Source organism: Pseudoxanthomonas mexicana (genome assembly GCF_010093385.1).
GTDB lineage: Bacteria > Pseudomonadota > Gammaproteobacteria > Xanthomonadales > Xanthomonadaceae > Pseudoxanthomonas_A > Pseudoxanthomonas_A mexicana.
Genome location: NZ_PDWV01000024.1, coordinates 1 through 23,677, shown reverse-complemented (window position 1 = coordinate 23,677; position 23,677 = coordinate 1). Strand labels below are relative to the sequence as shown.

Sequence of the window (23,677 nt, the reverse complement as noted above, 5' to 3'; positions counted from 1 at the left end):
GACGTTAGCCTCGTATTTCCTGACCGTTGCGCAAGATGCCGCGCTGGCTGTAGGAGCGCCCCATGGGCGCGATGCTTTTGACGCCGGTAACGCAAGAGCATCGCGGGCATGGCCCGCTCCTACAGATGTCCGTTCGTCAGGTGGTACACGGCGGTCGCCAGCGCGCTCAGGCCTTCTTCGCGGAAGCGCGGCTCCTGGTCCAGGATGTCGCGCCGTTCCAGCAGCTCCTGCCGCCACGGCGTGGCGAACAGCGCTTCCACCTCGGGCTGTTCCACCGAGAACGGCGGACCGGCCTTCTCGGCCTGCGGATACTCCAGCGTGATGAGCAGTCCCTGGCATCCGGTGGGGAGCGATGCATAGGCCGTGTCGCGATAGCGCAGGCGCAGGTCCGGCGGCAACGCGATCAGCGCCGCACGGTCGTACACCCCGGCCACCTCCGCGAGCAGCGCCGGATCCAGCCCGAATGCATCGCCCAGGATGATCTCCACCGGGCCGGCGCTGAAGTGCTCGCCGTATGGGCTCGTCGTCCGCACCGGTGTCAGTCCGGCTTCCTCGAAGAACTGCGTCACCGCCAGCGGTGACAGCTCCACGCCCAGCACGCGATGGCCCTGCGCCGCCAGCCAGTGCATGTCGAGCGATTTCCCGCATAGCGGCACCAGCACGCGACTGCCCGCCGGCAGCTGCAGCGAGGGCCAGTGCTTTTCCAGCAACGGCATCACGTCGCTGCGATGGAAGCCGATCTGGCCTTCCTGCCAGCGTTGCAACCAGAAGTCGGCGTCCATGGGTGTAGTCCTCGTTGAAACGGGCAGAGGGGAACTCGCCATACAGCGGCGATGATGTTACGGACGCTCGTGAACGCATCCCGTCCGTCGACCTTCTGCCGCGCCCCCTGAAACCATGGTTGGCGGCGGTGACGAACGCGCCGCAGCGCGCGCATGTGGTGAACTACTGGACGTCCAGTCCCTCGACCTTCTGCCACCCCCGCGGCAACAACCCGCCCCGCGTCGCCCGCGCACCCACATATTCGTCCAGGTCCTTGAACGACAGGCTCATCGTGCGCTGGCCGCTCTTGACCAGCAGCGTCGCGCCGGGCGACACCGCGGCGATCGCGACCACGCGCTCGGTGCCGAGCTTGGCCTTCGGGATCTCGATGATCTTGTTGCCCTTGCCCTTGTCGAGTTCCGGCAGTTCGCTGACCGGGAACGCGAGCAGGTGACCGGCGCTGGTGACGGCGACGATGCGATCGGTCTCGGTGTTGGGCACCTGCGCGGGCTGCAGGACGTTCGCGCCTGCGGTCAGGTTGAGCATCGCCTTGCCGGCCTTCTGGCGACCGGTGAGGTTCTCGAAGCGGGTGACGAACCCGTAGCCGTGCGACGACGCCAGCACGAAGCGGCTGTCGTTGTCGCCGGTGGCCAGTGCCTGGAACGAGGCGCCTGCCGCCGGTGAGAAGCGGCCGGTCAGCGGCTCGCCATTGCCGCGCGCGGACGGCAGCGTGTGCACGGCGGTCGAATAGCTGCGGCCCTCCGAATCGAGGAAGGCGACCTGCTGCGTGCTGCGCGAGCGCACGGCACCCAACAGTCCGTCGCCGTCGCGGTAGGACAGCGTGGACGCATCCACGTCGTGGCCCTTGGCGGCGCGGATCCAGCCCTTCTCCGACAGCACGACGGTCATCGGCTCGCTGGCGACCAGTTCGGTCTCGTCCAGCGCCTGCGCGGCGTCGCGTTGCACCAGCGGCGACAGGCGGGCGTCGCCGAACTTCTTCGCGTCGGCGGTCAGTTCGTCCTTGATCAGCTTCTTCAGCTTGGCCTTCGACTCGAGGATGCCGGCGATCTTCTCGCGCTCGGCCCGCAGCTCGTCCTGCTCGCCGCGGATCTTCATTTCCTCCAGGCGGGCGAGCTGTTTCAGCTTGGTCTCGAGGATGTAGTCCGCCTGTTCCTCGCTCAGTGCGAAGCGCGCGATCAGCGCCGTCTTCGGCTCGTCCTCGGTGCGGATGATGCGGATGACTTCATCCAGGTTGAGGAACGCGACCAGCAGGCCTTCCAACAGGTGCAGGCGGCGCTCGACCTTCTCCAGGCGGTGCTTCAGGCGGCGGGTGACAGTGTCGCTGCGGAACGCCAGCCACTCGGTCAGCAGCATCCGCAGGGTCTTGACCTGCGGGCGGCCGTCCAGCCCGATGATGTTGAGATTGACCCGGTAGCTCTTCTCCAGGTCGGTCGTGGCGAACAGGTGGCCCATCAGCTGTTCGGCATCCACGCGGTTGGATCGCGGGATCAGCACCACGCGCACCGGGTTGGCGTGGTCGGATTCGTCGCGGATGTCCTCAAGCCAGGGCAGCTTCTTGGCCCGCATCTGCGCCGCGATCTGCTCGATCACCTTGGACGGCGACACCTGGTAGGGCAGGGCCTCGATGACGAGGTTGGCGTTGTCCTTGCGCCACACCGCACGCGCGCGGACGCTGCCGGTGCCGTTCTCGTACATCGCGCGCAGGTCGGAGGGCGCGGTGATGATCTCCGCCTTGGTGGGGTAATCCGGGCCGCGTACGTGCTCGCACAGGTCGGCGACGGTGGCGTCCGGATCGTCGATCAGGCGGATGCAGGCACTGACGATCTCGTTGAGGTTGTGCGGCGGCACGTCGGTGGCCATGCCCACCGCGATGCCGGTGGGGCCGTTGAGCAGCAGGTGCGGCAGGCGCGCCGGCAGCCAGGTCGGCTCTTCCAGCGTGCCGTCGAAGTTCGGCGTCCAGTCCACCGTGCCCTGGCCCAGCTCGCCCAGCAGCACTTCGGCGATAGGGGTGAGCTTGGATTCGGTGTAACGCATGGCCGCGAACGACTTCGGATCGTCCGGCGAGCCGAAGTTGCCCTGGCCTTCGATCAGCGGATAGCGGTACGAGAACGGCTGCGCCATCAGCACCAGCGCTTCGTAGCAGGCGCTGTCGCCGTGCGGGTGGTACTTGCCGATCACGTCGCCGACGGTGCGCGCGGACTTCTTCGGCTTCGCGCCGGCGTTCAGGCCGAGTTCGCTCATTGAATAGACGATGCGCCGCTGCACCGGCTTCAACCCGTCGCCGATGAAGGGCAGGGCGCGGTCCAGCACCACGTACATCGAGTAGTCGAGGTAGGCGCGCTCGGCGTACTCGCGCAGCGGGATCTGCTCGAAGCCGTGGAAGGTGGGGCGGATCGTTTCGGTCATTGCGGGCGTACGGTCTGCGGGTCGGAAAACCCGGCCATTCTACCCGCCGCCCCGTCTCAGCCGCCGATACCCGGCAGCAGCGGTCCGCCCAGCCACAGCCAGCGTGCCAGCCAGGCGGTGGTGAAGGCGATGGCCAGGGTGAGGGGCGCGCCCACGCGCAGGAAATCGCCGAACGTGTAGCGGCCCGGAGTGAGGATCAGCAGGTTGCCGTGATGGCCGATGGGGGTGAGGAACGAGGCTACCGCCCCCATCGCCGTGCAGACCACGAACGGCACCGGGTTCAAGCCCAGTCCCGTGGCCAGTGCCAGCGCGATCGGCGCCAGCAGCACCGTGGTGGCGGCATCGGACAGGATCTGGGTCAGCAGCGCGGCCGTACCGAACATCACCAGCAGCAGCACCAGCGGCGACCAGTGGGCGGCGTGGTTCAGCAGCAGGTCGGCCACCAGTGCGGCGGTGCCGGTCTTTTCCATGGCGATGCCCAGCGGAATCACCCCGCCGATCATCACGAAGATGCGCACGTCGATTTCCTGGTAGGCGCGCTCGATGTCCACGCAGCGCGTCAGCACCATCGCCACCGCCCCCGCCAGGAACGCGATGTGCGGCGCCAGCGTCTCGGTGGCCGCGGCGGCCCCGGCGGCCGCCATGATCAGCAGCGCCACCGGTGCGCGCCGGCGCGACTTCTCCCGGCCGCTGAACGGCATCAGCATCAGGAAACCGTGGTGGGTCGCCAGCGGTTCCAGGTTCTCTTGCTGGCCCCACAGGACCAGCAGGTCGCCTTCCTGCAGCACGGTTTCGGACAGTTCGCCGTGCAGCCAGCCCTCGCGGCGCCACAGGCCCACCACCACCACGCCGAGATTGCGCAGGAAGTCGATGTCGGCCACGCTGCGGCCGACGAACTCCGAATGGGGCGCCACGACCGCCTGCACCAGCTGTTCGTCGCCCAGCGCTTCGGACTTGGGACGCTCGCCCGGGGTATCGCCGTACTTGGCCACGGCGTGCAGGGCCAAGCCGGGCTCGTCGCGGATGGAGGCGATCTCGTCTGGCGAGGCGCGTACCAGCAGCACATCGCCGGCGGCCAACGGGCTTTCGGGGTGCTGGTTGCGGCGACGCATGCCGTGGCGCAGCCAGTCGACCACCTGCAGGCGATCCTTGAACGCGTCCGAGAAGTCGCCGCGGGTCTTGCCGACCCAGGGCGAATCCGCTTCCACCAGCAGCTCGGTGTAGTAGCGGTCCAGCTTCAGGTAATCGCCCTGCGGCGTTTCCCCGTCGCGCTTGGGCACCAGCCAGCGCGCCAGCAGCATGTACACCGTGCCCAGCAGCACCAGCGCGATGCCGATGGGGGTGATGGCGAAGATGTCCAGCGCGGGCAGGTCGGCGCGCTTGATCAGGTCGTTGGACAACAGGAATGCCGGTGCGCTGAACAGCGTCAGCGTGGTGCCCAGCGATGCGGCCAGCGACATGGGCATCAGCAGGCGCGATGCGGCCAGCTTCTGCTCGCGCGCGATGCGCATCAGGATAGGCAGCATCATCGCCGTGACCATCACGTGGTGCGAGAACGCCGCCAGCGCCGCCGTGGCTGGCATGACCACGGCGATGGTGCGCCACTCGCTGCCGCCTGCGGCCCGGCCGATACCGGCGCCGATGCGGTCGGTGATGCCGGTGGCCGACAGGCCGGCCGACAGCACGAACACCGCGGCGACGATGATCGCCGGTTCGCTGGCGAAGCCGGCCAGCGCGTCCTTCGGTCCCAGGATCCCGGTCAGGGTCAGTGCCAGCAGGGCCAGCAGCGCCACCAGGTCGATGCGCAGCTTCTCGCTGATGAACAGCCCCAGCGTGACCACCAGGATGACCAAGAAGAGGATCTGTTGGAACTCCATGCGTGCCCCGGGGGTGAAGGTGCCGCCTGACGGCCGGCCATCAGCCTACTTCGGTTGCCGGCATGCGTGTGTGAGGCGTCCGGCCGCCGGAAACGAAAAACCCCCGCTTGCGCGAGGGTCTTCGTGATGCGTGGTGCCCAGGAGAGGACTCGAACCTCCACGGTTTTACCCGCTAGTACCTGAAACTAGTGCGTCTACCAATTCCGCCACCTGGGCAGGTAAGCGAGGCGCGCATTTTGCGGACCGGACGGGTGAATGTCAACGGGTGTTTTCGCATGGCGTTGTTCAGCCGGGGTGTACCATCGACGCATGACCAAGAAAACCACACGGAACGGCGGCAAGAGCGGCGCCGGCAAGGGAAGCACCCCGCGCACGAAGAGTGTCGGGCAGCGATCGGGCAAACCCGCCAAGACCGGGAAGAGCCTCCCCCCCTGGATGCCCGACCTCCCGCCGACCGGCGGCGGGGCGAAGTCTTCGGCGCCGGCCACGCGCCGCGCCGCGCCCGCGCGCACGTCGGGGCGTTTCGTCGACCCGCACGCGCAGCGCGAAGCGCAACGTTATGACCAGCCCATCGCCAGTCGCGAAGCCATCCTCGGTTTCCTCGAGGCCGCCGAGGGACCGCAGACGGCCGAGGAGATCGCCGGTCCGCTGGGCCTGCAGGCACCCGACCGCTTCGAGGCCCTGTCCAAGCGCCTGGGCGCGATGGTCCGCGACGGACAACTGGTGCAGAACCGGCGCGGCGGTTTCGCGCCGGTGCAGCACACCGCGCTGATCGCCGGCACGGTGATCGCCAACCCGGACGGTTTCGGCTTCCTGCGGCCCGACGCCGGCGGGGGCGACGACCTGTTCCTGCCGCCCTATGAAATGCGCAAGGTCATGCATGGCGACCGTGCGCTGGCCAACGTCACCGGCATCGACCGGCGCGGCCGCCGCGAAGGCAGCATCGCGCGCGTGCTGGAACGCGGGGTCACCCGGCTGATCGGCCGTTTCGGCTTCGAGGTCGGCATCGCCTACGTGGCGCCGGACGACAAGCGCATCCAGCGCAACGTCCAGATCCCGCAGGACGCCACTGGCGGCGCGCGCGATGGCCAGCTGGTGGTGGTCGAGCTGACCCAGGCGCCGGATGCGCGTCGCCCGCCCATCGGCAAGGTCATCGCCGTGCTGGGCGACAGCCTGACGCCGTCGCTGGTGGTGGAGGCCGCGATCCACGGCCACAACCTGCCGCACGAGTTCCCGCAGGAGGTGCTGGACGAGGCCACGGCGGTACCGCTGGTGATCGAGCCGGCGATGATCGGCAACCGCGTCGACCTGCGCGACATGCCGCTGGTGACCATCGACGGCGCCGACGCGAAGGACTTCGACGATGCGGTGTATTGCGAGAGCAATCGCCAGGGCCTGCGCATGAAGAACCGCAGCGGCTATCGCCTGGTCGTGGCCATCGCCGATGTCTCGCACTACGTGCGTCCCGGCACGCCGCTGGACGATGAGGCGCAGAAGCGTGCGACGTCGGTGTACTTCCCGGGTTTCGTGGTGCCCATGCTGCCGGAGACCTTGTCCAACGGCATCTGCTCGCTGAATCCGAAAGTGGACCGCATGTGCTTCGTCTGCGACATGCAGGTCAACAGCGAGGGCGAAGTCACCCAGTCGAAGTTCTACGAGGCGGTGATGCGTTCGAACGCACGCCTGCCCTACGACCAGGTGTGGAAGGCGGTGGGCGAGGGCGACGCCGAGGCCCGCCAGTCCATCGGCGCGCTGCTGCCGCAGGTCGAGCGCCTGCACGAGCTGTATGGCCTGCTGGCCAAGGCGCGCGAGAAGCGCGGCGCGATCGAGTTCGAGACGTCCGAAGTCCGCTTCGAACTGGACAATCGCGGGGAGGTCACCCAGGCCGGCATGCTGCAGCGGAACGATGCGCACAAGCTGATCGAGGAATGCATGATTGCGGCCAACGTGGAGGCCGCCCGGTTCCTGTTGGGCGCGCGCATTCCCGCGCCGTACCGCGTGCACGACCGGCCGCCGGAATCCAAGTACGCCGACCTGCTCGAGTTCCTCAAGGAATTCAAGTTGAGCCTGCCGCCCTGGGGCAAGGTGCAGCCACGGGATTTCACCCAGTTGCTGAAGAAGATCCGTGAGCGTCCCGACGTGGCCCTGCTGGAATCGGTGGTGCTGCGCAGCCAGAGCCTGGCGGTCTACTCGCCGGACAATGCCGGTCACTTCGGCCTGGCGCTGGAAGCCTACGCACACTTCACTTCGCCGATCCGGCGGTATCCCGACCTGCTCGTGCACCGCGCCATCAAGTACGCGCTGACCAAGGGAAAGCCGGAGAAATTCCAGTATTCCGAACACGAGATGGCGGCGCTTTCGCTGCAGTGTTCGGAGCGTGCGCGCCGTGCCGACGAAGCCGAGCGCGAGGTCGACGAACGCTACCGCGCGGCCTGGATGGAGCAGCATGTCGGCGGCCAGTTCGACGGCGTCATCAGTGGCGTCACCAGCTTCGGCCTGTTCGTGGAGCTGGACCAGTCCAAGGTCAACGGGCTGGTCCACGTGACCCAGCTGCCGCACGACTATTACCACTTCGATCCGCTCCGCAAGACGCTGTCCGGCGAGCGTCGCGGCATGTCGTTCCGGCTGGGCGACCGGGTGCGCATCATCGTGCTGAAGGCCAGCCTGGAAGAGCGCAAGATCGACTTCCGCCTGGTGGAGGACAAGCAGGACCAGGGCCTGCCGCCGCCTCCGCCACGTGGCCAGCCGGCCAAGCGGAAGAAGCGGAAGTATTGAGCAAGTACGTCGTCGTCCCAGCGCAAGCTGGGACCCATTTTGATCTTGCTTCTTGTCCCGTATCCAAGGCAACAGCAGGATCAAGATGGATCCCGGCGTGCGCCGGGATGACGAACGGGGTTGCAGACGGACGCAGCTCGATCACGGCCCTACAGCACGGCATAGCATCTTCCAGGATGATGTCCCCATGTCCACCCAAATCCACACCGGCGGCTGCCAATGCGGTGCGATCCGCTTCTGCGTCACCGGCGACTTGAACGACGCGTCCATCTGCCATTGCCGCATGTGCCAGAAGGCGTTCGGTGCCTACTACGCGCCATTGGTGTCCACGCGCGGTGCGGTACTGGAATGGACACGCGGTGAGCCGAAGCGGTTCCAGTCGTCCAACGTGGTCCGCCGCGGCTTCTGCGCCGACTGCGGCACGCCGTTGACCTACGAGGCGCCGGATGGCGTGGCGGTGGCGGCGGGCGCGTTCGATGATCCCCGCCCCCTGGCGCCGTGGGTGCAGTACGGCGTGGAGGGCAAGCTGCCCTATGTGGACGACCTGCCGGCGCTGCCGCAGCGGCGTACCGAGGAGGACGAGGCCGCGGCCGCCTTCCTCGCCGGCGTCGTCTCCTACCAGCATCCGGACCACGACACGCCGGCCTGGCCGCCGCGCTGACCGGGCGGTCGATGCGATAATGCCGGCCTTTCCAACGCGGCCGTACAGCGCATGAGCAAGCAGAACCAGTGGATCGTCGGCGTCAATGCGGTGGCCTCGGCCATCGAGAACGACGCCGACAACGTGCGCGAGGTGCTGGTCGAGGGCGGCAGCAAGAACGCGCGCCTGACCGAGATCGAAGAGAACGCGCGCCGCAAGGGCATCGATGTGCGCCGCGTCACCGGGCAGGCGCTGGACGGCGTGGCCGGCTCGTTGCGCCACCAGGGCGTCGCCGCCCGCTATGCCGCCGCCAAGAGCTGGGACGAGGGCGAGCTGCAGGGCCTGGTGGAAGCCGCCGAAGGCAAGGCGCTGCTGTTGGTGCTGGACGGCGTGCAGGACCCGCACAACCTGGGCGCGTGCCTGCGCAGCGCCGCCGGTGCCGGCGTCACTGCGGTGGTGATTCCCAAGGACAAGTCGGTGGGCGTCAACGCCACCGTGCGCAAGACCTCGGCCGGTGCGGCCGACCGCATCCCGGTGGTGCAAGTCACCAACCTCTCGCGCTGCCTGCGCGACCTGCAGCAGCTCGGCGTCTGGATCTATGGCCTGGCGGGTGAAGCCGAGGCGTCGCTGTATTCACTCGACCTGCGCGGCAACGTCGCGCTGGTGCTGGGCGGCGAGGCCGACGGCCTGCGCCGGCTGACGCGCGAGCACTGCGATGGCCTGGTGAAGATTCCCATGCCCGGCGAGATCGAGAGCCTCAACGTGTCGGTCGCCGCCGGCGTCACCCTGTTCGAAGCCGTCCGCCAACGCCAATAAGGGAATCCGCATGCCTGCAGCGCCGCACCGTTCTCCGATCCGGCTGGCGGCGTTGCTGCTGGCCGTCGTTTCCGCCGGCACCTTCGCGCAGGACGCGCCCCGCGCGCGTGCACGCGACCTCGGCGTGGCGCCGGGCATCTTCGCCCCCGGCACGCACAACGCGATCACCGACGTGGCCGGCGTGCGAGTCGGCCAGGTGACCTTGGTGGAAGGCGACACCGTGCGCACCGGCGTCACCGCGATCCTGCCGCATCCCGGCAATCCCTACCGTTCGCGCGTGCCTGCCGCCGTGCATGTCGGCAACGGCTTCGGCAAGTTCATCGGCAGCACCCAGGTGAACGAACTGGGCGAACTGGAAACGCCCATCGTGCTGACCTGCACCTTGTGCGTGTGGAAGGCCGCCGATGCGATGGCGGCGTGGATGCTGGAGCGTCCGGACATGCAGCAGGTACGGTCGCTCAACGTGGTGGTCGGCGAGACCAACGATGGGGGACTCAACGACATCCGCGCGCGCCCTGTCACCGCCCAGGCCGTGCGGCGCGCGCTGGAGACGGCCAGCGGCGGCCACGTGCAGGAAGGCAGCGTGGGAGCGGGCACCGGCACCGTGGCGTTCGGCTGGAAAGGCGGTATCGGCACCTCCTCGCGCAGGCTGCCCGCATCGCTGGGCGGATGGACGGTGGGCGTGCTGGTGCAGGCCAATTTCGGAGGCGTGCTGCAGGTGGCGGGTGCGCCGGTCGGGCGCGAGCTCGACCGCTATGCATTCCAGAACGCAGTGGCGGCCAGCACCGACGGTCCGCGAGGCCTGGCGGACGACCGCGGGGACGGTTCCATCATCATCGTCATCGCCACCGATGCGCCGCTGGGCGACCGCAACCTGCGTCGCGTCGCCTCGCGCGCGATGATGGGCCTGGGCCGCACCGGCAGTTCGGCGTCCAACGGCAGTGGCGACTATGTGCTCGCGTTCTCCACCGCGGACTCGGTCCGCCATGCCTTCGATGCCCCGAGGCTGGACACCTCGGAACTGGCCAACGAGCAGATGAGCGCGGTGTTCCAGGCCAGCGTAGAGGCCGTCGAGGAGGCGATCTACAACGCGATCTTCATGGCGACCACGATCAGCGGCAACGGCGAGACGGTCGAAGCGATTCCGCTGGATCGGGTGCGCGACATCCTGCGCCGGCACGGTATCGCCCCGGCGAAGTGATGCGCATGTTGCTCAGTGCACGACGTTGCGGATGAAGCGCAACGGCGTCTCCCCGTCGTTGCGGTAGGCGTAGCGGCAATCGCTGGGGAAGACGAAGAAGTCGCCCGCGTCGATCGCCTGCTCGCCACTGGGCAGTTCCACCGTCAGCCGTCCCTCGATGACGTAGAACATCTCGTGCCAGCCGGCGGGATCGGCGCCCGAGGTGTAGCGATCTCCGGGCATCAGCGTCCACGCCCAGAGTTCGACATCGTGCGCCGCGGGCGCGGTGGCCAACAGCACGGCCTGCGAGCCGGGCGTACTGCCGCTCCAGGCGAGGGCTTCGATCCGGCGCAGATCCCGGGCAGGGGCCTTCACCAGATCGGCGAAGCTGACCTGCAGCGCTTCAGCGATGCGGTCCAGGGTGTTCAGGCTGACATTGGCGTCGCCGGATTCGATGCCGACCAGCATCCGCCGGCTGACGTCGGCCGTCTCGGCCAGGGCCTGCTGGCTGAGTCCGGCGGCGGTCCGCAGGCGGCGGACGTTCTCGGCCACGTGTTCGAGTACGCTCATGGAGAGGGGTTGCGCAATATATTGCGCATCAGCTAAGCTTTCGATTGCGCAATATAGTGCGCAATCGTATCCCCCCACAAGCACAGGGCGCTCCGCGTGCCCTGACAGAAAGTTTTCCCCATGAACTTCGTCTCGTCATCTCCCGCCGCATCGCGCTGGCAGCCGATCGCCCTGCTGCTGGTCGCCATGGTCTCCATCCAGTCGGGCGCATCGCTGGCCAAGCATCTGTTTCCCGCCGTCGGGGCGACGGGCGCAACCGCGCTGCGCCTGGCCTTGGCGACGCTGCTGCTGGTCGCGGTGTTCCGCCCCTGGCGCATGCGCGTCCAGCGGCACCAGTGGCCCGCGCTGCTGGCGTACGGCATCTCGCTGGGCCTGATGAACCTGATGTTCTACAAGTCGCTGGAAACGGTGCCTCTGGGCATCGCCATCGCGCTGGAGTTCACCGGTCCATTGGCGGTGGCGCTGTTCGGCTCGCGCCACCTGCGCGACGTGGTCTGGGTCGCACTGGCCGTGCTGGGACTGGTGCTGCTGGTACCGGAGCAGGGTACGCAGGCATTGGACCCCGTCGGTGCGGCCTATGCGCTCGGCGCGGGTACGTGCTGGGCGCTGTACATCGTGTTCGGGCAGAAGGCCGGCAACGACCACGGACCGCAGACCGTCGCCTTGGGCACCTCCATCGCCGCACTGGTCGCCGTGCCGTTCGGCGTGGCGCATGCAGGCACCGCGCTGCTCTCGCCCGCGCTGCTGCCCATCGCGTTCGGGGTGGCGCTGTTGTCCACCGCGCTGCCCTACAGCCTGGAGATGGTGGCGCTGACGAAACTGCCGACGCGTACCTTCGGCATGCTGATGAGCCTGGAGCCCGCCATCGGTGCACTGTGCGGCCTGCTATTCCTGCACGAACAACTCACCGTGCTGCAGTGGCTGGCGATCGGCGCGATCATCGTCGCATCGGCGGGCGCGGCGATGACCGCACGGCCGCCGGTGGACTCGGCGGGCAGCGGCGAAGGCTAGGCGGGCAGGGCGCGACAGCGCGCCAGGTCGTACGGAGATGGCAGCAGAACACCACGCCCGGCCTGCCGGGAGCGGTGGACGCAATGACGATGGCGTCGATCCGCCGGGCGACGATGTCGGCCTGGAGCGCGGTCAGTGGCAGGGTGGCGCCGGCAGGACGCTTCAGCCCAGTGGCTTGGGCCAGGCGTTGGCGATGGTGCAGAACAGGCGCGCGGTCTGCTCGGCATCGTAGACGGCGGAGTGCGCGTCTTCGGCGTTCCAGTCGAAGCCGGCGGCGGCGACGGCCCGCGCCAGTACGGTCTGGCCATAGGCCACGCCGGCCAGCGTCACCGTGTCGAACACGCTGAAGGGATGGAACGGGTTGCGCTTGTGGCCGACCCGCGCCACCGCCGCATTGAGGAAGTTCAGGTCGAAGTGCGCGTTGTGGCCCACCAGGATCGCGCGCTGGCAGCCGTGCTTCTTCACCGCCGCGCGCACCGGCGCGAACACATGGTCCAGCGCCTCCTTCTCGTGCTTGGCGAAGCGGAACGGATGATCCAGGTCGATCCCGGTGACCTCCAGCGACTTGGGGTCGATCTCGGTGCCGGGCGCCGGGTGCAGGTGCACGCTGGAAGTGGTGCCCATCACCAGCAGGCCGTTCTCGTCCAGATCCAGCGGCACGGCGGCCAGTTCGAGCAGGGCGTGGCGGTTCCAGTCGAAGCCGCCGGTCTCCACGTCCACCACGACGGGCAGGTAGCCGCGGAAGCGGCGGGCCATGGGGGTGGTGCGGACGGGTTCGGCGGTGTTTTCCATGAGGGAAAGGGTAGCAGGTCCCTGCGGCCGGACTCCGACGGGAGGTGGAATCGCAAGCGTGGGAGCGACGTGAGTCGCGATGCACGGACCGGGTAAAGCGATCGCGACTTACGTCGCTCCCACGCTGGGAAACGGGGCTCCGGCGGTACCCAGCAGGGTGCCTTCATCGCGCATGCGCACGAGCATCGCGGCTCCCTGGTCGACGAAGGCCGGCACGTCATCCACGCCCGCCTCCGTCGCCAGGTGCCGCAGTACGTCGCTCCCGCTGCGGCGGCCTTCGCCGAGCAATTCGATCAGGCGATAGACCAGCGGCGAGATCGCGGCGAAGCGCACCTGGTGGCTGGCGTCGCGGCGTACCAGCAGCAGGGTCGGCTCCGGCGGCGGCAGGTCGGGCTGGAAGTCCGGACCGATGCGGTGCACGGGCCACTGGTAGGCCAGTGCCCAGGCAAAGGGCGACACGACGGGCACGTCCGCGAGCAGGTCGCCGCGGGGATCGTGCGACGGCGTGGCGTCGTCGGCGATCTGCAGCGCCAGTTCCACCCATTCGTAATGCGCCAGTTCGCGCAGCCACGGCGGGTCGCTGTCGCCGGTGCGGGTTTCCAGGAAGCGGATGAACTCGCGCGCGATCTCGGGAAACAACGGGGTCTGGCTACGGTGCCGGGCGTAGAAGCTGCGCACGAGGCGGCGCCAGGCGTCGTCTCGCAGCGTTTGTCGGATCACCGGGAAATTGCCCGCCAGCAGGCTCTCGATATTGTTGAAGAACAGGTCGCGATAGATCGCGAGCCGACGTTCCTCGATGCCGGGCGGCGGCGGATGAGAGGGATCGCGCAGGTGGCGGGAGAGCGCGAACTGCTGGTCTTGCAGGGTGTCAGCCATGGGCCATGCGCGCCGCCGTGCCGGCGTGTGCGGATTGCAGGTCGCGGATCCGCTGCACTTCCGCGGCGAGTTCGGCCAGCGGCGGGAAGTTGAAATCCCGCTCCAGCAGGGGGGGGGGCACGCCGTGCCGTTCGTAGGCCAGCGCCAGCAGCGACCACACGACGTCCTTCCCCGGCGCACCATGCGTGTCCACTTTCAGGTCGTCGGCTTCGTCGTAATGGCCGGCGACGTGATACGAGACGATCCGCGCGGACGGCATGCGGGCGAGGAAGTTCCGCGCGTCGTAGCCATGGTTGATGGCGTTGACGAAGAGGTTGTTGACGTCCAGCAGCAGGTCGCAATCGGCCTCTTCCAGCACCGCATCGATGAAGTCGGCTTCCGCCATCGCCTGGTAGGGGGCCGCGTAGTAGGAGACGTTCTCCACCGCGATGCGCCGGCCCAGCGCATCCTGCGCCTGGCGGATGCGCGCGGCGACATGGTGTACGGCTTCCTCGGTGAAGGGGATCGGCATCAGGTCATACAGGTGGCCGTCGTCCGCGCAGTAGCTCAGGTGCTCGCTGTACAGGACGACGTCGTGCTGGTCGAGGAAGCGGCGCGTGCGGGCGAGGAAGGTGTCGTCCAGCGGGGCCATGCCGCCGAGCGACAGCGACAGTCCGTGGCAGGTCAGCGGGTATTGCGATGAAAGGTCGTGCAGGGCTTCCCCGAGACGACCACCGACCCCGATCCAGTTGTCCGGGGCACATTCGAGGACGTCGAACGTGCCCGCGGGTGCTCCCCGCAGGTCGTCGAGCAGGGCGCGTCGCAGGCCCAGGCCTGCGGACGCGGAGGGAAGGCGTGTCGTCATGCGGCGCGGAGCCGGATCCCGGCCACGATGCCGGGATCCGCGCTCATGGACTCACTTGTCGCCGGTCTTCTTGTCGCCGCCGCACTTGCCCTCGCCGCACTTGCCTTCACCGCATTTGCCCTCGGCACCCTTGGCGCCGGTGCTGGCCTTGTGCTCGGCAGCGTCGATGAACCCGTCCTTGTTGGTGTCCATCCCGGCGAACATCGCCGCCTGGCCAGGGTGCATGGCGTCGAATTCGGCCTGCGAGACCTTGCCGTCCTTGTCGGTGTCGGCCTTGGCCATGCCGCATTTGCCCTCGCCGCACTTGCCTTCGCCACATTTGCCTTCGCCCGCCTTCGCGGCCTCGGGTGCGGCCAGCAGGTAACCCTGCGCCAGGGGTTCCATCGCGAACGTCGAGCCGGCCAGCAGGATGCCGCCGGCCAGCGCGACGGCCACGGCGGCGGGTTTGGTGGTGGTCTTGGACATCTGGTCTCTCTCCCGGGAAGGTGCGGGGGATCCGCACCGGCGTGCCGGGATTGTAGCCGCGCCTTGTTAGCGGTTCGTATGCGCGCCGGGCGGAAACGGAAACGCCCCGCAGGGCGGGGCGTTCCGGGTGCTGCGTTGCGGTACGGGTCAGACCGCGCCGGTGGTGCTGGTCTCGTCGCGCTTGTCGCGCGGCGGCAGCGGCTGGTCGCCATGCACCAGGAACCACACGTTCTCGGCGATGTTGGTGGCGTGGTCGCCGATCCGTTCCAGGTTCTTGGCCATGAACAGCAGATGGGTGCACGGCGTGATGTTGCGCGGGTCTTCCATCATGTAGGTCAGCAGTTCGCGGAACAGCGCGGTGTAGTGCGCATCCAGTTCGGCGTCGCGCGCGCGCACCTGCACGGCCTGCTCGGCATCGCTGTTCTGGTAGGCCACCAGCACGTCGCGGACCTGCCGGGCCGCCAGCTTGCCGAGCGCGCGCAGGCCGGTGATCTGCGGCATCGGCGGCGACACGTTCAGCGCGATGGAGCGCTTGGCCACGTTGGCGGCGTAGTCGCCGATGCGCTCAATGTCGGCCGGGATGCGCAGGCCGGCGAGGATCTCGCGCAGGTCGCGCGCCATCGGGCCACGCAGGGCCAGGTGCATCACGTCATGGCTGACCTGGTGCTCGATGGCGTCGATGGCCTCGTCGTTGGCGATGATGCGCTGCGCGGCCTTGTCGTCCCGGCGTTCGACCACGTCCAGCGCGGCTTCCAGCTGGGCCACGGCGGTTTCGCCCATGCGCACGATCTCGGCCACGATGCGGCGCTGTTCTTCGTCGTAACTCTTCACGATATGGTCGTTCGGTTGGGTGTTCATGGGCGTCCTCAGCCGAAACGGCCGGTGATGTAGTCTTCCGTCTGCTGCTTGCCGGGGTTGGAGAAGATGGTCGAGGTGACGTCGTGCTCCACCAGCTCGCCCAGGTACATGAAGGCGGTGTAGTCCGAGACGCGCGCGGCCTGCTGCATGTTGTGGGTGACGATGGCGATGGTGTACTGGTGCTTCAGTTCCTCGATCAGCTGCTCGATCTTGCTGGTCGAGATGGGGTCCAGCGCCGAGGTCGGTTCATCCAGCAGGATCACGTCCGGACGCAGCGCGACGGCGCGTGCGATGCACAGCCGCTGCTGCTGGCCGCCGGACAGGCCCAGCGCACTCTGCTTCAGCTTGTCCTTGGCCTCGTCCCACAGGGCCGCCTGGCGGAGCGCCTGTTCGACGCGCACGTCCATGTCGGCCTTGCCCAGGCGTTCGTGGTGGCGGATGCCGTAGGCGACGTTCTCGTAGATCGTCATCGGGAACGGCACCGGCTTCTGGAACACCATGCCCACCTTGCTGCGCAGGCGGTTCATCGGGTACTTGGCGTCGAGGATGTTGTCGCCGTCCAGCAGCACCTCGCCGGTGGCGCGCAGCTTGGGGTACAGCGAATAGATGCGGTTGAAGATGCGCAGCAGGGTGGACTTGCCGCAGCCGGAAGGGCCGATCAGGGCGGTCACCCGCTTCTCGGGGATTTCCAGGTTGATGCCCTTCAGCGCATGGAAGTCGCCGTAGTAGAAATCCAGGCCCTTTGCGGCCAGTTTGACGCGCGTCGGCTCGTCGGAGGCGACACGGTCGGGCATGGCGAGGTTGAGCTTTGCGTCGTTCATGGCCGGGGTCCGGGGAACAGTGGGAGAGGTCATGTCATTCATGGGTGATCTTGTTCCGCAGAACGATGGCGCGGGCCAGCAAACTGACGAGCAGCACGAACATCGTGAGGACGAAGGCGCCGGCCCAGGCCAGCGTGTGCCAGTTCTCGTAGGGGCTCATCGCGAACTGGAAGATCACCACGGGCACGTTGGCCATCGGCGAGGTCAGGTCGGTCGTCCAGTACTGGTTGTTGAGAGCCGTGAACAGCAGGGGGGCGGTTTCACCGCTGATGCGCGCCAGCGCCAGCAGGATGCCCGTCACGATGCCGGGCAGCGACGAGCGATACAGCACCTGCACGATCACCTTCCACTGCGGCACGCCCAGCGACAGGGCGGCCTCGCGCATCTGGGAGGGTACCAGGCGCAGCATCTCGTCCGTGGTCCTGACCACGACGGGCAATACGATGAAGGCCAGTGCGATGCCACCCGCCAGCGCCGAGAAGTGGCCCATCTGCGCCACCACCAGCGTGTACACGAACAGGCCCAGCACGATCGAGGGCGCCGACAGCAGGATGTCGTTGACGAAACGTACGGATTCGCCGATCCAGCTCTTCTGCGAGTATTCGGCCAGGAAGGTGCCGGCCAGCACGCCGATGGGCGCACCAATCACGATGCCGAGCAGGCTCATGGCCGCACTGCCGAAGAAGGCATTGAGCATGCCGCCACCTTCATCGCCCGGCGGCGGCGTCATGTGCGTGAACAGGTCCATGTTCAGGCTGCTCAGGCCCTTGGTGAACGTGGTCCACAGGATCCATACCAGCCAGAACAGACCGAAGACGGTGGCGATGATCGCCAGCGTCTGTGCGGCGATGTTCTTGAACTGGCGGTAGCCGTACAGGGGCGTGCTCATCAGTTGCCCTCCCGCTTGTTGAGTTGGCGCAGCATCAGGCGGGCGATCGACAGCACCACGAACGTCACCATGAAGAGGACGAAGCCCAGCGCGATCAGCGACGACAGGTACATCGGGGAATCGGCTTCGGCGAACTCGTTGGCGATGGTGGCCGCGATGGAGTTGCCCGGTTCCAGCAACGAGAGCGTCAGGCTGTGCGCATTGCCCAGCACGAACGTGACGGCCATGGTCTCGCCGAGAGCGCGGCCCAGTCCCAGGAACACGCCGCCGATCACTGCCGAACGGGTGTAGGGCAGCACGATGTCCCAGACCACTTCCCAGCGCGTCGAGCCCAGCGCGTAAGCGGATTCCTTCAGGCGGCCGGGTACCGTCAGGAACACTTCGCGCATCACCGAGGAAATGAAGGGGATCACCATGATCGCCAGAACCAGGCCAGCGGTCCCCATGCCCAGACCGAGCGGCGGGCCCGAGAACAGCGCGCCGATCACCGGAAGCTGGCCCATGTTCTCGTCCATCCACGGATACACGTGCTCGGCAAGGAACGGGACCAGCACGAACAGGCCCCACATGCCGTAGATGATGGATGGGATGCCTGCCAGCAGCTCGATCGCGGCGCCGATGGGAGTGCGCAGCCATTTGGGTGCGATCTCGGTCAGGAACATGGCGATGCCGAAGCTGACCGGGACAGCGATCAGCATCGCGATCAGTGCGGTGACCAGCGTGCCGTAAATGGGCACGAGCGCGCCGAAGTCCTGCAGCACCGGATTCCAGGCATCGCGCCAGAAGAACTCCAGGCCGAACTTGGCGAACGCGGCGCGCCCGCCCCACAGCATCGACAGCGCCGCGGCAGTGAGGGATAGCAGGACCAGAATGCCGGCACCCGTGACGAGCCAGCGGAAACCGCTGTCTGCACGGGTGTCCTTCACGTCGCGGTCGGCGAGCTTTGCGGTGGGCAGGGTGGCGGCATTCATCGAAGGGGAATCAACCGGATGAGAAGGGGGCGGGCACAGGGCCGCGGGCCGTCATGGTGGCCCGCGGTCGATGTCGTTCTGGTTACAGCTTGAACTCGGCCGCCCAGTACGCTTCCACCTGCTCCACAAGCGGCTTTGGCAGCGGGACGAAGTGCAGTTCGTCCGCCTGCGGCTGGCCGTTCTCCAGCGCCCACTTGAAGAAATCGAACGCGTCCTGGGAGCGCTTGGCGTCCTTGGGCTGCTTGTACATGAGGATGAAGTTGGTTGCCGCGATCGGCCAGGCATCCGGGCCCGGCGCGTTGGTGATGACCAGGCTGAAATCCTTGGCGGTCGCCCAGTCGGCGGTGGCGGCGGCCGCCTGGAAGCTGGCGGCGCTGGGCTGCACGAACGTGCCGGCCGCATTCTGCATGGCGGTGTAGGCCATGCCGTTCTGCGTGGCGTATGCCAGTTCGACGTAGCCGATGGAACCCTTGATCTGCTTGACGTAGGCGGCGACACCTTCGTTGCCCTTGCCGCCGATGCCGACCGGCCAGTTCACGGAGGTGCCCTCACCCACTTTTTCCTTCCATTCCGGACTGACCTTGGACAGGTAGTTGACGAAGTTGAAGGTGGTGCCCGATCCGTCGGAGCGCTTCACCACGTTGATCTTGGTAGCGGGGAGCGCCAGGCCGGGATTGAGCGCGGCCAGGGCCGGGTCGTTCCAGGCGGTGATCTTGCCCAGATAGATGTCGGCCAGCGTCTGGCCGGTGAGGCGCAGCTTGCCGCTTTCGACGCCTTCGATGTTGACGACGGGGACCACGCCGCCGATGGCGGACGGGAACTGGCCGAGACCGGCCTGCGCCAGTTCCTCCGGAGGCAACGGCTTGTCCGACGACCCGAAATCCACCGTGCCGGCCTTGATCTGGGCGATGCCGCCGCCGGAGCCGATGGACTGGTAGTTGATCTTGGCGCCGGTGCTCTTGTTGTAGTCCGCGGACCAGCGCGACAACAGTGGATAGATGAACGTGGCGCCCGCACCGGTGATTTCGGTCGAGACCTTGTCGGTGGCAGCCTGTCCCGGAAGAGCGGCCTGATCGCCCGTGGCGGCTGCCGGCGTGCTGTCGCCGGCCGGCTTGCAGGCGGCGACCGCCAGTGCGATGGCGAGAGGGGCGAGAGCAAGACGGACTGATGACATGCGCGACATGGCGAGCTCCGGAAACGTGATCGAGTTTGGATTGGCGCTATGAAATGATGTTTTTGTTACAGCGTGATGACATCAGGGTCTCCGTGTTCCGTGCGACGGCTGCCCGCCCGAAAAGAAAGAGGCGGGCCCGGAGGCCCGCCTCGTGCGGCGGCGGAGAGGGTGCCGCGTGCGGTCCGGAACGGAGAGAGCGTCCTGGACGTTGCCTGCATCAGTACTTGTAGTTCTGCGCCCAGTAAGCTTCGATCTGCTTGACCAGCGGATCCGGCAGCGGCACGTAGTCCAGCGACTTGGCCTGGGCGTCACCATTGGCGTAGGCCCAGCGGAAGAACTCCTTGGTGGCCTTGGCGCGCTCCACGTTCTTCGGCTTCTTGTACATGATGATGAAGTTGGTTGCCGCCACCGGCCAGGCGTTCTCACCCGGGGCATTGGTCATGATCAGGTAGAAATCCTTGGCCTTGGCCCAGTCCGCGCTGGCGGCGGCGGCCTGGAAGGTTTCGTCGCTGGGCAGCACGAAGTTGCCGGCGGCGTTCTTCATGCGGGCGTACGCCATCTTGTTCTGCAGCGCATACGACAGTTCGACATAGCCGATGCCGCCCTTGATCTGCTTCACATAGGCGGCCACGCCTTCGTTGCCCTTGCCGCCCACGCCAGCCGGCCACTTCACACTGGTGCCTTCGCCCACGGTGCTCTTCCACTCGGGGCTGACCTTGGACAGATAGTTGACCCAGTTGAACGTGGTGCCCGAGCCGTCGGAGCGATGGACCACGGTGATCTTCTGCTCCGGCAGCTGGATGCCACCGTTCAGCGCGACGATGCGCGGGTCGTTCCACATCTTGACCTTGCCCAGGAAGATGTCGGCCAACAGCGGGCCGTCGAACTTCATCGCGCCGGCCTTGACGCCGGCCACGTTGACCACCGGCACGACGCCGCCGATGGCGGATGGGAACTGGCCCAGACCGTACTTCGCCAGTTCTTCCGGCTTCATCGGGGCGTCCGAAGATCCGAAGTCGACCGTGGCGGCCTTGATCTGTGCGATACCGCCACCGGAACCGATGGACTGGTAGTTGATCTTGGTGCCGGTTGCGGCGTTGTAGTCGGCGGACCACTTGGAGAGCAGGGGGTAGATGAATGTCGCGCCGGCGCCGGTGATGTCGGCAGCAAGCACGCCGGTCGAAAGCGTGGCGGCAAACGCCACGGCTGCCGCGCGGGCCTTTAGGGATTTGAGCACTGGAGACTCCTGGTTTTGGCAGGGTGGAAGGCACGGGCGTGCCCGTTGGGTGGCCATTCCACGACGTTTGTGTGACAGCTCGGTGTCGCAATCAAGACAGTCCCGTGACGGCGGGTACGTCGCCCGGCGGACGTCGTGGCGCATGCATGCGAGAGCAAGGGGAGGGCGGGCGCTGACCGACCCGCACGGAAGGCCATGCCAGGAGTCCTAGATATGTGCATGGCACGCGGGCGTGGCCGGCATTGGCTGCACAGGCGGCCGACTGTCACATTGCGGTCACGAAACTCACATGTGACTGCAAGATTTCACTCTCATGCTTTAGCGCATCTTTGACGGGCGCTTAATGATTTCCGAAGGGAAACGAAGCTTCCGCGAAGCCCGCGCTCTTACTCCACCTTCCATCCGGAGAGTCACCATGCGTTATTCCCTTCTGGCTGCCGCACTTGCCGTCGCCATGGGCAGCACCAGTTTCTCGGCATCCGCCGCCGACAACCGCGACCAGACGATCGCCGAACTGAAGGCGCAGCTGGAAGCGCTGACGGCCAAGGTGGCCGAACTGGAAGAGCGCAGTGATGCGCAGTCCGACGTCAATATCGACACCGCCGCGCAGCTGGACAAACTCAACCCCGGCTCGCCGAAGATCGACACCAAGGGCGGCATCAAGCTGACCTCCGCCGACGGCAAGGTCGAGGCGACCGTGGGTGGCCGTATCCATTTCGACACCTACGCCTTCGACCGCGATCTCGCCAGCGCCACCGGCACCACCGAGTTCCGCCGCGCCCGCCTGACCCTGGGCGGCAAGGCCTACGGCTGGGAATACAAGCTGGAGCAGGACTTCGGCGCCGGCACCAACCTGGACGGCCTGCGTGACGCGTACATCGCCAAGAGCGCGCTGGGCGGCAAGTTCACCATCGGCCACTTCAAGCCGTACCGCGCCATGGAAGAGCTGACCAGCTCCAACGAGCTGCTGATGATGGAGCGTCCGTTCGCCTCCGCCACCGGTCTGTTCGGTAGCCGCCAGTTCCAGCAGGGCGTGGGCTACCTGCGTGCGGGCGACAACTACACGGCCGGCGCCACCGTGTTCAACCTGCGTGGCGCGGCCAACTCGCGCAACGAGGGCATGGGCGCGTCCGGCCGCGTGACCTTCGCGCCGATCAACAACGACAACAACACGCTGCACCTGGGCGCCTGGTACAGCTACGAAAACGCCAACCAGGGTTCGGACAACCTGTCGGCCTCCTTCAATTACGCCGGACGCCGTGGCCCCTCGCAGAACATCGCCACCACCACGGGCGCCAGCCGCAACCAAGTCACCGTGTACGCCGTCGAAGCCGCCGGCTCCTTCGGCCCGGCCTTCTTCCAGGCCGAGTACGCCGACGCTTCCTTCGGCCAGCCGCTAGGCCGCGACCAGGACGTGAAGACCTACTACGTGCAGGGTAGCTTCATGCTCAATGGCGGCCATAAGCCGTACAAGGGTGCCACCGGCGTGTTCGGTTCGCCCAAGGTCGCCGACAAGGGGCTGTGGGAACTGACCGGCCGCTACGACTATGCCGAGAACGAGACGCTGAACCGCGAAGTCACCAGCTGGATCTTTGGCGTCAACTACTACGTCAACCCCAACCTGCGTTTCATGCTGAACTACACCCAGGGCGACAACGAGGTCACCGGCGACGAGACCGCCCAGTACGCGCTGCGCACGCAGTTCAGCTGGTAAGCCTCACGCAGTACCGGAAACGAGAAAGCCCCGGGCACGTCCCGGGGCTTTTTTGTCTGAAAGGTCACTGTGGGAGCGACATAAGTCGCGATGGGGCGGCTTTACCGGTGAGTCGATCGCGACTCACGTCGCTCCCACACAACGCTGACCTCGTGGCCTGCGACAGACTTACCTGCCGTCGTTCATCAAGGCAGCGTCTTGTGCTTGAACCGGCAGAGGTCGCGGATCACGCACTGCGGGCAGTCCGGTTTGCGCGCCTTGCACACATAGCGGCCGTGCAGGATCAGCCGGCCCGCAACAACCTGGGGGCGCCCTTCGCAACGAGGCCGCGCCGGCGGCAGGCGATGCCGCCGCGTCAGGCGACGGTCTTGTCCTTGAACCGGCAGAGGTCGCGGATCACGCACTGCGGGCAATCCGGTTTGCGCGCCTTGCACACATAGCGGCCGTGCAGGATGAGCCAATGATGCGCATCCTGCATGAACTCCGCCGGCACCACCTTCATCAGCCTGTCCTCCACCGCGCGCACATCCTTGCCGGGCGCAAGCCCCGTGCGGTTGGCCACGCGGAAGATGTGCGTGTCCACCGCCATGGTCGGCTCGCCGAAGGCGGTGTTGAGCACTACGTTCGCGGTCTTGCGGCCCACGCCCGGCAGGCTTTCCAGCGCCTCGCGCGAGCGCGGTACTTCACCGTCGTACCGCTCGAGCAGGATCCGGCAGGTGGCGATGACATTCTTCGCCTTGGCGTTGAACAGGCCGATGGTCGATATGTAGTTCTTCAGCCCGTCTTCGCCCAGCGCGAGGATCGCCGCCGGTGTGTTGGCCACCGGGAACAGGCGTCGCGTGGCCTTGTTGACGCCCACGTCGGTGGCCTGCGCGGACAGCGTCACCGCGACCAGCAGTTCGAACGGCGTGCCGTATTCCAGTTCCGTCGTCGGGCGCGGATTGAGTTCGCGCAGCCGCGAGAACAGTTCCACCACTT

At 67.1% G+C, this 23,677-nt stretch carries 22 protein-coding genes and 1 tRNA gene; 6 read left to right on the top strand and 17 right to left on the bottom strand.

All coding sequences use genetic code 11. From position 1 onward, the window contains the following. Nucleotides 1–119: 119 nt before the first annotated feature. The 4 genes from CSC76_RS10310 to CSC76_RS10295 all read right to left on the bottom strand — a co-directional run bounded on the left by CSC76_RS10310 (nt 120) and on the right by CSC76_RS10295 (nt 5,282). Nucleotides 120–782 (bottom strand): thiopurine S-methyltransferase, encoded by a 663-nt coding sequence (locus CSC76_RS10310; RefSeq protein ID WP_162109925.1) that lies wholly within the window; start codon nt 780–782, stop codon nt 120–122. Nucleotides 783–945: 163 nt separating this feature from the next. Next, on the bottom strand, nt 946–3,189 hold the full coding sequence (gene parC, locus CSC76_RS10305) for a DNA topoisomerase IV subunit A (RefSeq protein WP_162109924.1): 2,244 nt from the start codon (nt 3,187–3,189) through the stop codon (nt 946–948). Nucleotides 3,190–3,245: 56 nt separating this feature from the next. After that, nucleotides 3,246–5,066 carry an SLC13 family permease gene (locus tag CSC76_RS10300; RefSeq protein ID WP_162109923.1) on the bottom strand — a complete coding sequence of 607 codons (1,821 nt, stop codon included), beginning with the start codon at nt 5,064–5,066 and terminating at the stop codon, nt 3,246–3,248. 131 nt (nt 5,067–5,197) lie between these two features. Beyond that, a tRNA-Leu gene (locus CSC76_RS10295) sits at nt 5,198–5,282 on the bottom strand. Nucleotides 5,283–5,501: 219 nt separating this feature from the next. Here CSC76_RS10295 and rnr point away from each other — a divergent pair. The 4 genes from rnr to CSC76_RS10275 all read left to right on the top strand — a co-directional run bounded on the left by rnr (nt 5,502) and on the right by CSC76_RS10275 (nt 10,498). Continuing rightward, the gene (rnr, locus tag CSC76_RS10290) at nt 5,502–7,841 is read left to right on the top strand and encodes a ribonuclease R (protein ID WP_425500855.1); all 2,340 of its coding nucleotides are present in this window, start codon (nt 5,502–5,504) and stop codon (nt 7,839–7,841) included. Between the two features lie 187 nt (nt 7,842–8,028). Further along, nucleotides 8,029–8,502 carry a GFA family protein gene (locus CSC76_RS10285; protein ID WP_162109921.1) on the top strand — a complete coding sequence of 158 codons (474 nt, stop codon included), beginning with the start codon at nt 8,029–8,031 and terminating at the stop codon, nt 8,500–8,502. Nucleotides 8,503–8,553: 51 nt separating this feature from the next. Next, complete coding sequence (gene rlmB, locus CSC76_RS10280; RefSeq protein WP_162109920.1) at nt 8,554–9,297, top strand: 23S rRNA (guanosine(2251)-2'-O)-methyltransferase RlmB; 744 nt, start codon at nt 8,554–8,556, stop codon at nt 9,295–9,297. Between the two features lie 10 nt (nt 9,298–9,307). Continuing rightward, a complete protein-coding gene (locus CSC76_RS10275; RefSeq protein WP_162109919.1) occupies nt 9,308–10,498 on the top strand; it encodes a DmpA family aminopeptidase in 1,191 nt (396 codons plus the stop codon). Between the two features lie 12 nt (nt 10,499–10,510). Here the strand turns inward: CSC76_RS10275 and CSC76_RS10270 are convergent, their stop codons facing one another. Beyond that, a complete protein-coding gene (locus CSC76_RS10270; RefSeq protein ID WP_162109918.1) occupies nt 10,511–11,047 on the bottom strand; it encodes a helix-turn-helix domain-containing protein in 537 nt (178 codons plus the stop codon). 120 nt (nt 11,048–11,167) lie between these two features. On the opposite strand from CSC76_RS10270, the gene rhtA reads away from it, so the two are divergent. Next, a complete protein-coding gene (gene rhtA, locus CSC76_RS10265) occupies nt 11,168–12,058 on the top strand; it encodes a threonine/homoserine exporter RhtA (protein WP_162109917.1) in 891 nt (296 codons plus the stop codon). A gap of 162 nt (nt 12,059–12,220) precedes the next feature. Here rhtA and rnt read toward each other — a convergent pair whose 3' ends face one another. The 10 genes from rnt to pstS (CSC76_RS10215) form a co-directional block, all read right to left on the bottom strand. Next, complete coding sequence (gene rnt, locus CSC76_RS10260; protein ID WP_162109916.1) at nt 12,221–12,850, bottom strand: ribonuclease T; 630 nt, start codon at nt 12,848–12,850, stop codon at nt 12,221–12,223. Nucleotides 12,851–12,958: 108 nt separating this feature from the next. Then, nucleotides 12,959–13,726, bottom strand: a complete 768-nt coding sequence (locus tag CSC76_RS10255; RefSeq protein WP_162109915.1) for an HvfC family RiPP maturation protein — start codon at nt 13,724–13,726, stop codon at nt 12,959–12,961. Further along, nucleotides 13,719–14,570, bottom strand: a complete 852-nt coding sequence (locus CSC76_RS10250) for an HvfB family MNIO-type RiPP peptide maturase (RefSeq protein ID WP_162109914.1) — start codon at nt 14,568–14,570, stop codon at nt 13,719–13,721. Before CSC76_RS10250 ends, CSC76_RS10255 begins: the two co-directional genes overlap by 8 nt. 51 nt (nt 14,571–14,621) lie before the next feature. Continuing rightward, on the bottom strand, nt 14,622–15,035 hold the full coding sequence (locus tag CSC76_RS10245; protein ID WP_162109913.1) for an HvfA family oxazolone/thioamide-modified RiPP metallophore: 414 nt from the start codon (nt 15,033–15,035) through the stop codon (nt 14,622–14,624). Between the two features lie 147 nt (nt 15,036–15,182). Beyond that, nucleotides 15,183–15,893 (bottom strand): phosphate signaling complex protein PhoU, encoded by a 711-nt coding sequence (phoU, locus tag CSC76_RS10240; protein WP_162109912.1) that lies wholly within the window; start codon nt 15,891–15,893, stop codon nt 15,183–15,185. 8 nt (nt 15,894–15,901) lie between these two features. Next, nucleotides 15,902–16,687, bottom strand: a complete 786-nt coding sequence (pstB, locus tag CSC76_RS10235) for a phosphate ABC transporter ATP-binding protein PstB (RefSeq protein ID WP_238394936.1) — start codon at nt 16,685–16,687, stop codon at nt 15,902–15,904. A 61-nt stretch (nt 16,688–16,748) separates the two neighbouring features. Continuing rightward, complete coding sequence (gene pstA, locus CSC76_RS10230; RefSeq protein WP_162109910.1) at nt 16,749–17,603, bottom strand: phosphate ABC transporter permease PstA; 855 nt, start codon at nt 17,601–17,603, stop codon at nt 16,749–16,751. After that, nucleotides 17,603–18,574 carry a phosphate ABC transporter permease subunit PstC gene (pstC, locus tag CSC76_RS10225; protein WP_162109909.1) on the bottom strand — a complete coding sequence of 324 codons (972 nt, stop codon included), beginning with the start codon at nt 18,572–18,574 and terminating at the stop codon, nt 17,603–17,605. Before pstC ends, pstA begins: the two co-directional genes overlap by 1 nt. Before the next feature lie 82 nt (nt 18,575–18,656). Next, entirely contained in the window at nt 18,657–19,748 is a 1,092-nt protein-coding gene (gene pstS / locus CSC76_RS10220) for a phosphate ABC transporter substrate-binding protein PstS (protein ID WP_162109949.1), read from the bottom strand. Between the two features lie 217 nt (nt 19,749–19,965). Then, nucleotides 19,966–20,985 (bottom strand): phosphate ABC transporter substrate-binding protein PstS, encoded by a 1,020-nt coding sequence (gene pstS / locus CSC76_RS10215; RefSeq protein ID WP_238394934.1) that lies wholly within the window; start codon nt 20,983–20,985, stop codon nt 19,966–19,968. A gap of 415 nt (nt 20,986–21,400) precedes the next feature. Between pstS (CSC76_RS10215) and CSC76_RS10210 the strand changes: the two genes are divergently transcribed. Further along, a complete protein-coding gene (locus CSC76_RS10210; protein WP_162109907.1) occupies nt 21,401–22,699 on the top strand; it encodes an OprO/OprP family phosphate-selective porin in 1,299 nt (432 codons plus the stop codon). Nucleotides 22,700–22,884: 185 nt separating this feature from the next. Here the strand turns inward: CSC76_RS10210 and CSC76_RS10205 are convergent, their stop codons facing one another. Both CSC76_RS10205 and nth read right to left on the bottom strand, forming a co-directional pair. Further along, nucleotides 22,885–22,965, bottom strand: a complete 81-nt coding sequence (locus CSC76_RS10205; protein WP_425500854.1) for a hypothetical protein — start codon at nt 22,963–22,965, stop codon at nt 22,885–22,887. Between the two features lie 89 nt (nt 22,966–23,054). After that, nucleotides 23,055–23,675, bottom strand: a complete 621-nt coding sequence (gene nth, locus CSC76_RS10200) for an endonuclease III (protein ID WP_162109906.1) — start codon at nt 23,673–23,675, stop codon at nt 23,055–23,057. Nucleotides 23,676–23,677: the final 2 nt, after the last annotated feature.

Bases quoted from the DNA above. Each gene is read 5' to 3' on its own strand.
- pstA (WP_162109910.1), bottom strand. From the start codon at position 17,603: ATGAGCACGCCCCTGTACGGCTACCGCCAGTTCAAGAACATCGCCGCA.
- CSC76_RS10255 (WP_162109915.1), bottom strand. From the start codon at position 13,726: ATGGCTGACACCCTGCAAGACCAGCAGTTCGCGCTCTCCCGCCACCTG.
- CSC76_RS10285 (WP_162109921.1), top strand. From the start codon at position 8,029: ATGTCCACCCAAATCCACACCGGCGGCTGCCAATGCGGTGCGATCCGC.
- CSC76_RS10245 (WP_162109913.1), bottom strand. From the start codon at position 15,035: ATGTCCAAGACCACCACCAAACCCGCCGCCGTGGCCGTCGCGCTGGCC.
- phoU (WP_162109912.1), bottom strand. From the start codon at position 15,893: ATGAACACCCAACCGAACGACCATATCGTGAAGAGTTACGACGAAGAA.
- pstS (WP_162109949.1), bottom strand. From the start codon at position 19,748: ATGTCATCAGTCCGTCTTGCTCTCGCCCCTCTCGCCATCGCACTGGCG.
- rnt (WP_162109916.1), bottom strand. From the start codon at position 12,850: ATGGAAAACACCGCCGAACCCGTCCGCACCACCCCCATGGCCCGCCGC.
- CSC76_RS10300 (WP_162109923.1), bottom strand. From the start codon at position 5,066: ATGGAGTTCCAACAGATCCTCTTCTTGGTCATCCTGGTGGTCACGCTG.
- parC (WP_162109924.1), bottom strand. From the start codon at position 3,189: ATGACCGAAACGATCCGCCCCACCTTCCACGGCTTCGAGCAGATCCCG.
- CSC76_RS10310 (WP_162109925.1), bottom strand. From the start codon at position 782: ATGGACGCCGACTTCTGGTTGCAACGCTGGCAGGAAGGCCAGATCGGC.
- rnr (WP_425500855.1), top strand. From the start codon at position 5,502: ATGCCCGACCTCCCGCCGACCGGCGGCGGGGCGAAGTCTTCGGCGCCG.
- rhtA (WP_162109917.1), top strand. From the start codon at position 11,168: ATGAACTTCGTCTCGTCATCTCCCGCCGCATCGCGCTGGCAGCCGATC.
- CSC76_RS10275 (WP_162109919.1), top strand. From the start codon at position 9,308: ATGCCTGCAGCGCCGCACCGTTCTCCGATCCGGCTGGCGGCGTTGCTG.
- rlmB (WP_162109920.1), top strand. From the start codon at position 8,554: ATGAGCAAGCAGAACCAGTGGATCGTCGGCGTCAATGCGGTGGCCTCG.
- pstC (WP_162109909.1), bottom strand. From the start codon at position 18,574: ATGAATGCCGCCACCCTGCCCACCGCAAAGCTCGCCGACCGCGACGTG.
- pstB (WP_238394936.1), bottom strand. From the start codon at position 16,687: ATGCCCGACCGTGTCGCCTCCGACGAGCCGACGCGCGTCAAACTGGCC.
- CSC76_RS10270 (WP_162109918.1), bottom strand. From the start codon at position 11,047: ATGAGCGTACTCGAACACGTGGCCGAGAACGTCCGCCGCCTGCGGACC.
- CSC76_RS10250 (WP_162109914.1), bottom strand. From the start codon at position 14,570: ATGACGACACGCCTTCCCTCCGCGTCCGCAGGCCTGGGCCTGCGACGC.
- CSC76_RS10210 (WP_162109907.1), top strand. From the start codon at position 21,401: ATGCGTTATTCCCTTCTGGCTGCCGCACTTGCCGTCGCCATGGGCAGC.